The following is a 9,263-nucleotide window of genomic DNA, read 5'->3' on the forward strand; positions in this document are numbered from 1 at the left end:
AATAAACGATTAGTGTTCAACCTTTCGGTCGCGCACAGTTGTCGCCCATCAAAAGTTGTTGCCCTTTCGCGACTGCTCCACGCACCTCGCCCACTCCGAGTGCCCCGGGGCGTCCGGTCCGGGAAACGGCGCCCCGTGCTCAGCCGCGCTTGAGGGCCTCACAGGTGGCCAGCGAATCCTGCGCCCCCGCGCGGACCGCCCGGCAGCAGTACGCCACCCACCCGGCGACGCCCTCCGGAGTACCGCCCATGTACCCGCGCAACGCCGGTCCGTACTCGTCCCGCAGCGTCCGGTGCCCCAGCTCGGACGGCACCAGTGACTTGGGGTCCAGACCCCGCTCCACCAGCGTCAGCCGCTCCGCCGCGCGCGCCACCAGGCCGTCGCCCCAGCCGAACGGTCGGACCGCCATCAGCTCCCCGTGCACCAGGGCCGACATCACCAGCGCCGGGACCGACGTGCGCACGCCCAGCAGCGAGTACAGGCCCTCCAACCGGGCCATCGCCGTCTCCGGCGCCGGGGCCGGGCCCAGTCCCAGCGGGTCCTCGACCCGTTCCCCGGCCCTGCGGGGGCGGCCCAGCGCGTCCGCGGACACCGCGTCCGCCGCGGCGAGCGTGTGCAGCCGGGCCAGGACCTGGCGCGGCGCCCTCGGCCAGGTGTCCACCAGACTCCCCAGCTCTCCGGACACCCGCAGCGCGCCCTTGACGCGCGTGTCGTACACGTGCCCCTCGCGGATCTCCTCCATCGAGACCTCGGCGCCCTCCAACGTCGCCGACGCGACCGCGCCGCGCAGCGCGGACTCCATGGACACGTCGCTGCTGCGGCGGCGCAGCACGCGGTGCCCCAGCAGGCGGTCGACCAGGGTCCGTGTCTCGGCGACCGCGTCGGCCACACCGGGCAGCTCGGCGATCCGGGCCAGCGGGTCGGACGCGGGGGAAGAAGTCGGTTCGCTCACGGAAAACAACACTACGCGCCGGTAACACGGGAGGCCCACACCGGCGGGCCAGGTCGGCGGCCCGCGCCAGTGCCGCCGCGCGGACCGGCCACCGCGACCGCTCGTCGCGGCAGGGCGACCGTTCGCCGCCCGTTCGTCGCGCGCCCGGCCTTCCCCGCCGCTGGACGCCACCCCGGCTGTTCACGGGGTGTCGCACCACATGATTAATTGGGTGTGAACCAGCCTACGTAAGGAGAATCACAGTGGCCGACAGCACTCCCGCGAGCCAGGAGACACTGTCCAACCTTCTCCACGAGACGCGCAGCTTCCCTCCCCCGGAGGCGCTCGCCGCCGACGCCAACGTCAAGGCCGACGCCTACGCCAGGGCCGACGAGGACCGTCTCGGCTTCTGGGAGGAGCAGGCCCGCAGGCTCCAGTGGGAACAGCCCTGGGACACCGCCCTGGAGTGGAACCCGCCCTTCGCCAAGTGGTTCGTCGGCGGCAGGATCAACGCCTCCGTCAACTGCGTGGACCGGCACGTGGCCAACGGCCTCGGTGACCGCGTCGCCTACCACTGGGAGGGCGAGCCCGGCGACACCCGCACCATCACCTACGCCGAGCTCAAGGACCTGGTCTCCCAGGCGGCCAACGCCATGACCGAACTCGGTGTGCGCAAGGGCGACCGCGTCGCCATCTACATGCCGATGATCCCCGAGACCGTCGTGGCCATGCTCGCCTGCGCCCGGCTGGGCGCCGTCCACATGGTCGTGTTCGGCGGTTTCTCAGTGGACGCCCTGGGTCAGCGCCTCGACGACAGCCAGGCCAAGCTCGTGGTCACCGCCGACGGCGGCTACCGCCGCGGCAAGGCCAGCGCCCTCAAGCCCGCCGTGGACGCCGCGGTCGCCGACCGCCCCGCGGTCGAGAACGTCCTCGTGGTCCGCCGCACCGGCCAGGACGTCGAGTGGACCGACCGCGACGTGTGGTGGCACGACGCCGTGGAGTCCCAGAGCACCGAGCACACCCCCGAGGCGCACGACGCCGAGGACCCGCTGTACATCATGTACACCAGCGGCACCACGGCCAAGCCCAAGGGCATCCTGCACACCACGGGCGGCTATCTCACCCAGGTCGCCTACACCCACTGGGCGGTCTTCGACCTCAAGCCCGAGACCGACGTCTACTGGTGCGCCGCCGACATCGGCTGGGTGACCGGCCACTCCTACATCGTCTACGGCCCGCTCGCCAACGCGGCCACCACGGTCCTGTACGAGGGCACCCCGGACACCCCGCACCGGGGCCGCTTCTGGGAGATCATCGAGAAGTACAAGGTCACCATCGCCTACATGGCCCCTACGGCGATCCGCACCTTCATGAAGTGGGGAGACGACATCCCCGCCAAGTTCGACCTGTCCAGCCTGCGCGTCATCGGCTCGGTGGGCGAGCCCATCAACCCCGAGGCCTACGTCTGGTACCGCAGGAACATCGGCGGTGACCGCACCCCGGTCGTGGACACCTGGTGGCAGACCGAGACCGGCGCCGTCATGGTCAGCCCCCTTCCGGGCGTGACCTCCGGCAAGCCGGGCGCCGCCATGCGGGCCATCCCCGGCATCGTCGCCGACGTCGTGGACGAGCGGGGCGAGTCCGTCCCCGACGGCGAGGGCGGCTTCATCGTCATCCGCGAGCCGTGGCCGGCCATGCTCCGCGGGATCTGGGGCGACCCCGAGCGCTACAAGGACACCTACTGGTCGCGCTTCGAGGGCCTGTACTTCCCCGGTGACGGCGCCAAGAAGGACGCGGACGGCGACCTGTGGCTGCTGGGCCGCGTGGACGACGTCATGCTCGTCTCCGGCCACAACATCTCCACCACCGAGGTCGAGTCCGCGCTGGTCTCCCACCCGCGCGTGGCGGAGGCCGCGGTCGTCGGCGCCACCGACAAGGTCACCGGACAGGCCATCGTCGGCTTCGTGATCCTGCGCGGCGGTGAGGAGGAGGTCCCCGAGGACCTGGTCCAGGAGCTGCGCAACCACGTCGGCACCTCGCTCGGCCCGATTGCCAAGCCCGCCCGCCTCCTGGCGGTGCCCGAGCTGCCCAAGACCCGCTCGGGCAAGATCATGCGGCGCCTGCTGCGCGACATCGCCGAGAACCGGGCCGTCGGTGACACCTCCACGCTCACCGACTCCTCGATCATGGAGGTCATCGCCAAGCAGCTGCCCTCCGCCAAGCGGGAGGACTGAGCCGAGGGGCCGCCCCGCGCCACGCGTGCGGGCCCCGCCCATCGGTGAACGGCGCCTCGGTCCGGGGCGCCGTTCGTTGTTTCCCCGAACTCCCACGTGCTCCCTCGTGCTCCTCCGACCTCGGAGACCCGTGGCCGCCGCGCCTGTCGCTCACCCGTGTGACGAAACGCGGCGGCGCCGTTGTGCGTGCCGTGAGAGACGTCCGAGACGGGGTATGTGCGAGGATGCGGAGGATCATCCGTGCGTTCTGACCGAGAGAAGGGAACCTCCACGATGGCGGAGAAGCCGGGTACCGGTGCACCTGGCGCCACCAGGGACACCGACCGTTCGATCAGCGAACTGGTCTCAGACGCCACGGGCAACATCTCCCGTCTGGTCAGCCTGGAGATCAAGCTGGCCAAGCTGGAGGCCAAGGCCGACGCGGCCAAGATCGGCAAGGGCGTGGCCGGTTTCGCCGTGGTCGGGGTCCTCGCCCACATCTTCGTCATCCTCCTCTCGGTGACCGTGGCCTTCGTCCTGTACGAGGTCGCCGAACTCCCCGGCTGGGCCAGCTTCGGCATCGTCACCCTCGCCTACCTGCTGCTCGCCGCGGCCTTCGGCCTGTACGCGATCGCCACCCTCCGCAAGCGGGAGGGCCTCCAGCGCACCGCGCTGACCACCTCGCGCTTCGCCGGCATCCTGCGCGGCGACATCCGCCCGCCCTCGAACACCGTCGAGACCGCCGACTCCGCCGAGGCGTCCGCTCCCGCGGCCCGGTAGGCACGCACGTTGTTGGACGACTCGGCCGCCTACGTCGACGGCCCCTGGACCCACAGGACCGTCAGCGCGGCGGGAGCCCGGTTCCACGTCGCGGAGGCCGGTGACGGACCGCTGGTGCTCCTCCTCCACGGCTTCCCCCAGTTCTGGTGGGCCTGGCGCGCCCAGCTGACCGCGCTCGCCGACGCCGGCTACCGCGCGGTAGCCGCGGACCTGCGCGGCTACGGCGCCAGCGACAAGACCCCGCGCGGCTACGACCTCGTCACCCTCGCCCAGGACGCCGCCGGACTGGTCCGCGCCCTCGGCTCACGGGACGCGGCCGTGGTCGGACACGGCCTGGGCGGCCTCGTCGCCTGGACGATGACCGCCTACCACCCCGGCACCGTGCGCGCGCTGGCCGCGGTGTCGTCGCCGCACCCACTGCGCGCGGCCCGCGTCCTGGCCTCCGGAGGCCCCGGCGTCCGCCACATGCTCCGGGCGCAACTGCCGATCCTCCCCGAGCATCGGCTTCTGAGCGACGGGTGCGTGCGCGTGGGCGACCTGCTCCGGGAGTGGTCGGGCCCCGGCTGGCCGGACACCGAGGCCGAGGAGCACTACCGCCGCGCCTTCGCCGTCCCCAAGGTCTCCCACTGCTCCCTGGAGAGCCACCGCTGGCTCTTCCGGTCGCGGTGGCGCACGGACGGTCTCCGCTACAACGCGCGGATGCGCCGCGTTCCCGTCCGCGTCCCGGTCCTCCAACTCCACGGGACCCTCGACCCGGTGTGCCCGCCCGGAACGGCACGCGCCTCACGGGGCATGGTGACGGGGGCCTACCGTTGGAGGCAGGTCCACGGCGCGGGACACTTCCCGCACGAGGAACGACCGGAGGAGGTCTCCCAAGCGCTCGTCGAGTGGCTCGCGGAGATCTCGGCGGGGAGGCGGACGGAGTCCTCGCAGGCGAGGGGAAACGGCGGTGAGGCACTGATGGCGATGGGGACCGCGGACGGACACCGGGAGTCCGGGGGCCGTGAAGACGGGCGGGACCGCAACGAGACCGGGCAGGCGCAGAACCAGCGCCCCCGGGACCGGTACGGGCGCCCGATGCCGCACGGGAGCGAGGGCGAGGTCGAGCGGGTCCCCGACGACGCCGAGTTCTCCGTGGAGGAAGGCCTGGAGGAGGCCCAGCGGCTGCTCGACGGGGGATACGCTTTCACCGCCCACGAGGTCCTCGAAGCCGTGTGGAAGTCCGCGCCCGATCCGGAGCGGGAGCTGTGGCGCGGCCTCGCCCAGACGGCCGTGGGGGTCACCCACGCGCAGCGCGGCAACATGGTCGGCGCGGCACGCCTGCTGAGGCGGGGCGCGGACCGTGTGGAGCCGTTCGGACCGGACGCCCCCCACGGGGTGGACGTGGCGGGGGTGGCGGCGTTCGCCCGAGCCCTGGCCGACGACCTCGACGCCGGACGCGCCCGCCCGGGTGACGGGATCGACCCGTCGGGGATGCGCCTGCTCGGCGGTTAGCCGCCGGGGCACGCGTTCTCCGGCCGTTGGGGCACGCTTGCGCGAAGCCCCGCCGCGGACCGGTGACGGACCCCGCGGAGAGCCCCGTGGCACCAGCGCCTCCTGTGACCAGTGAGGTCTGTGTGGCCTAAGGGGCTCATTTCCTTTTTGTGGGCTTATGTACGCTTTAGCGTTAACAGCGCATTACGGCATTATGAGATCTTATATAAGCCACATATCACCGAAAAGGACATTTATCCTTTTCCTGAGATCACCGGAAGATCACATCTTCGGATTTTCTTGAGGAATGGCGGGTCCGGCTCTCACCTTTCTTTGCCGCCGTGCGTAGACTCCCCGGATCACCGCCCGTGAACATGCGGCACGGGCGGTACGCACCACAACCAAAGGTGGCACCGCTTCGACCCCGCCAAGCGTGCCGTCGGGCCAGCTCAGGCCCCTTCCGGACGGCGGTACGTCCACGTCCGCGAGGACCGGCGCCCACAGGGCGAGCCGTTCCGCGCGTTCTCCGGTGGACGGGGCCGAAAAGGTCGTGCCCGTCTCAAGGAGGACGGATTGTCTGGGCTCAACCTCGCCGCTGAAGGCGGCATGGCCCTATCACTGGCAGGCACCGACTTCACCCTCGTCATCATCGTCATGGTGGTGGCCCTTCTGGCACTCGCCGTCGCGGGCGTGCTGGTACGTGAGGTCCTCGCCGCAGGGCAGGGCACAGAGCGAATGCGGGGCATCGCGCTCGCGGTGCAGGAAGGGGCGGCGGCCTACCTCAAACGACAGTTCCGCACCCTCGCGGTCTTCGTCGTCCTCATCCCGCTCCTGCTGCTCCTGCTCCCCGCCGACTCGTGGGCCATCGCCATCGGCCGGTCGGTCTTCTTCGCCCTCGGCGCCCTGCTGTCGGCGGCGACCGGCTTCATCGGCATGTGGCTCGCCGTGCGCGGCAACGTCCGGGTCGCCGCCGCCGCCCGGGGCGGTGACGACGCCTCCAACCGCACCGCCATGCGCATCGCCTTCCGCACCGGCGGCGTGGCGGGCATGATCACCGTCGGCCTCGGTCTGTTCGGCGCGGCCCTCGTCGTCCTCCTCTACCGGGGCGACGCCCCCATCGTCCTGGAGGGCTTCGGCTTCGGTGCGGCCCTCCTCGCCATGTTCATGCGTGTGGGCGGCGGCATCTTCACCAAGGCCGCCGACGTCGGCGCCGACCTCGTCGGCAAGGTCGAGCAGGGCATCCCCGAGGACGACCCCCGCAACGCCGCCACCATCGCCGACAACGTCGGCGACAACGTGGGTGACTGCGCCGGCATGGCCGCGGACCTGTTCGAGTCCTACGCGGTCGTACTCGTCGCCTCGCTGATCCTCGGCCGCGTCGCCTTCGGCACCGAGGGGCTGGTGTTCCCGCTCCTGGTTCCCATGATCGGCGTGCTCACCGCCATCGTCGGCATCTTCCTGGTCGCTCCCCGTGCCAGGGACAAGACGGCGATGTCGGCCATCAACCGCGGGTTCTTCATCTCCGCGGCGATCTCCGCCGTGCTCGTCATCGGCACCGCCTTCTGGTACCTGCCCTCCAGCTTCGACCAGCTCTCCGGCGTCAGCCCGCAGGTCCTGGCCGAGATCGAGGAGGCCGGGACCAACCCGGACCCGAGGATCATCGCGGTCGTGGCGGTCCTCATCGGCCTCGTGCTCGCCGCGGCCATCCAGCTGCTCACCGGCTACTTCACCGAGACCGACCGGCGCCCCGTCCGCGAGATCGGCGACAGCTCCGAGACCGGCGCGGCGACCGTCATCCTCTCCGGCATCTCCGTCGGCCTGGAGTCGGCCGTCTACTCCGCCCTCCTCATCGCCGGAGCGGTCTACGCCGCGTTCCTGCTCGGAGGCGGCTCCATCACCCTCAGCCTGTTCGCCGTCGCCCTCGCCGGAACCGGCCTGCTCACCACCGTCGGCATCATCGTGGCGATGGACACCTTCGGCCCCGTCGCCGACAACGCCCAGGGCATCGCGGAGATGTCCGGCGACGTGGAGGGCCGGGGCGCGGAGATCCTCACCGGGCTCGACGCCGTCGGTAACACCACCAAGGCCATCACCAAGGGCATCGCGATCGCGACCGCGGTCCTGGCCGCGACCGCGCTCTTCGGCGCCTTCCGCACCTCCGTGCAGGCCCAGCTCGGCGACGCCGACGAGGCGTTCTCGCTCTCGCTGGACCAGCCCGACGTGCTCGTCGGCGTCATCATCGGCGCCAGCGTGGTGTTCTTCTTCTCCGGGCTCGCCATCATGGCGGTCGGCCGGGCCGCGGGCCGAGTGGTCATGGAGGTGCGCGAGCAGTTCCGCACCCGTCCGGGGATCATGGACGGCACGGAGAAGCCCGAGTACGCGCGGGTGGTCGACATCTGCACCAAGGACTCCCTGCGGGAGCTGGTCACTCCGGGCCTGCTGGCCGTCCTCGCGCCGATCGCGGTCGGCTTCGCCCTCGGCTACGCCCCGCTGGGCGCGTTCCTGGGCGGTGCCATCGCCGCCGGTGTGCTCATGGCCGTCTTCCTCTCCAACTCGGGCGGTGCCTGGGACAACGCCAAGAAGCTCGTCGAGGACGGCCACCACGGCGGCAAGGGCTCGGAGGCCCACGCCGCCACGGTCATCGGCGACACGGTCGGCGACCCCTTCAAGGACACCGCCGGTCCCGCCATCAACCCCCTGCTCAAGGTGATGAACCTCGTCGCCCTGATCGTCGCTCCCAGCGTGGTGATCTACGCCGACAACGTCGTCCTGCGGGCGGGGATCGCGGCGGCGGCCGTCGCCGTGCTCGTCGGCGCGGTCCTGTGGTCCAAGCGCCGCGGGGGAGGCACCGAGACAGACCTCGCCGAGACCGGCGGCCGGTCCGCGCCCAAGGGCGCCCCCGAGACCGGCGGCGGCGCCTCACCGCAGGGGGAGGTCTCCCAGGCCGGGGACGGCGGTGCCCGTGAGGACACGGCCGACGACGGTGCGGACGACCACAGGGAGGAGGCCCGCGCCGGAGACGGGAAGTAGGGAAGCACCGTTCTCCGCGGCCGCACGGGTATCCCCCGGGCGGCCGCGCCCGTGTTCGGGCGGGGCCTAACCTGGGAACACAGCCGAGCGAGCGAAGGGGTGGTTCCCGGTGTCCGGGATGAAGGGACTGTTCGTCATCGTGGGTGTCATGGTGGCGTTCATCGTGGCCCTCTCCATCGTCGCGACGGCGGTGTCCCCGTGAGCGACGCGCGGAGGCTGCTGCTGATGCGGCACGCCCAGGCCGAGAACGGGTTCGAGGACTTCGAGCGCGCTCTCACCGACCGGGGCCGGAGCCAGGCCGAGACGGTCGGCCGCCTGCTCGCCGAGCGGGGGTACGTGCCCGACCACGTCATCTGTTCCGCGGCCAGGCGCACACGACAGACGCTGGACGGTGTGCTCGGGGCCATGGAACCGGGGACCCACCCGGAGGTGGACTACTCCGAGGCGGCGTACTCGGCGGGGGTGGACACACTCCTGGAGCTGGTGAACCAGGTGGATCCCGACGCGGGGACGGTCCTGGTCGTCGCGCACAATCCGACGATGGCCCAGCTGGCCGGTGCCTTCCTGGGGAACCCGGCGGCCTACCCGCCGGCCACCGTCGCGGCCGTCGAGCTGGAGGTGGAGTGGCTGCACGCCGCCCCGGGAACCGGTTCCGGCACACTGCTGAACTAGTGTGACCCAGGACACGCCACCTTCGAGTTGCCAGACTCCGGGGCCGCGGGTAATGTACTCCGAGTCGCCTCCGAACGGCCCAGGGCCGCGAGGGGTTGCGACACCCCTTCCGAGCGAAACGAACGCGGATATCCGCGGGCGGGCCGGATACCCCCTCTTCCTCT

The 9,263-nt window shown here is 71.4% G+C and carries 6 protein-coding genes and 1 pseudogene; 6 read left to right on the top strand and 1 reads right to left on the bottom strand.

Annotation, left to right across the window (positions count from 1 at the left end):
• Positions 1-139 precede the first annotated feature (139 nt).
• Entirely contained in the window at positions 140-952 is an 813-nt protein-coding gene (locus tag ACSIH6_RS20765; protein ID WP_435109967.1) for a Fic family protein, read from the bottom strand.
• Positions 953-1,194: 242 nt separating this feature from the next.
• On the opposite strand from ACSIH6_RS20765, the gene acs reads away from it, so the two are divergent.
• The 6 genes and pseudogenes from acs (at position 1,195) to ACSIH6_RS20795 (ending at position 9,099) form a co-directional block, all read left to right on the top strand.
• Positions 1,195-3,165, top strand: a complete 1,971-nt coding sequence (gene acs, locus ACSIH6_RS20770) for an acetate--CoA ligase (protein ID WP_435109968.1) — start codon at positions 1,195-1,197, stop codon at positions 3,163-3,165.
• A 273-nt stretch (positions 3,166-3,438) separates the two neighbouring features.
• Positions 3,439-3,924 carry a phage holin family protein gene (locus tag ACSIH6_RS20775; RefSeq protein ID WP_435109972.1) on the top strand — a complete coding sequence of 162 codons (486 nt, stop codon included), beginning with the start codon at positions 3,439-3,441 and terminating at the stop codon, positions 3,922-3,924.
• A 114-nt stretch (positions 3,925-4,038) separates the two neighbouring features.
• Positions 4,039-4,788: pseudogene (locus ACSIH6_RS20780) on the top strand (alpha/beta fold hydrolase); the annotation flags it as partial.
• A gap of 102 nt (positions 4,789-4,890) precedes the next feature.
• Positions 4,891-5,418 carry a DUF309 domain-containing protein gene (locus ACSIH6_RS20785; RefSeq protein ID WP_435109973.1) on the top strand — a complete coding sequence of 176 codons (528 nt, stop codon included), beginning with the start codon at positions 4,891-4,893 and terminating at the stop codon, positions 5,416-5,418.
• Positions 5,419-6,003: 585 nt separating this feature from the next.
• A complete protein-coding gene (locus ACSIH6_RS20790) occupies positions 6,004-8,427 on the top strand; it encodes a sodium-translocating pyrophosphatase (RefSeq protein WP_435109974.1) in 2,424 nt (807 codons plus the stop codon).
• A gap of 198 nt (positions 8,428-8,625) precedes the next feature.
• Positions 8,626-9,099, top strand: coding sequence for a SixA phosphatase family protein (locus tag ACSIH6_RS20795; RefSeq protein WP_435109969.1), 474 nt, complete (start codon positions 8,626-8,628; stop codon positions 9,097-9,099).
• Positions 9,100-9,263: the final 164 nt, after the last annotated feature.

The organism is Nocardiopsis synnemataformans, assembly GCF_965343085.1.
GTDB lineage: Bacteria > Actinomycetota > Actinomycetes > Streptosporangiales > Streptosporangiaceae > Nocardiopsis > Nocardiopsis alborubida.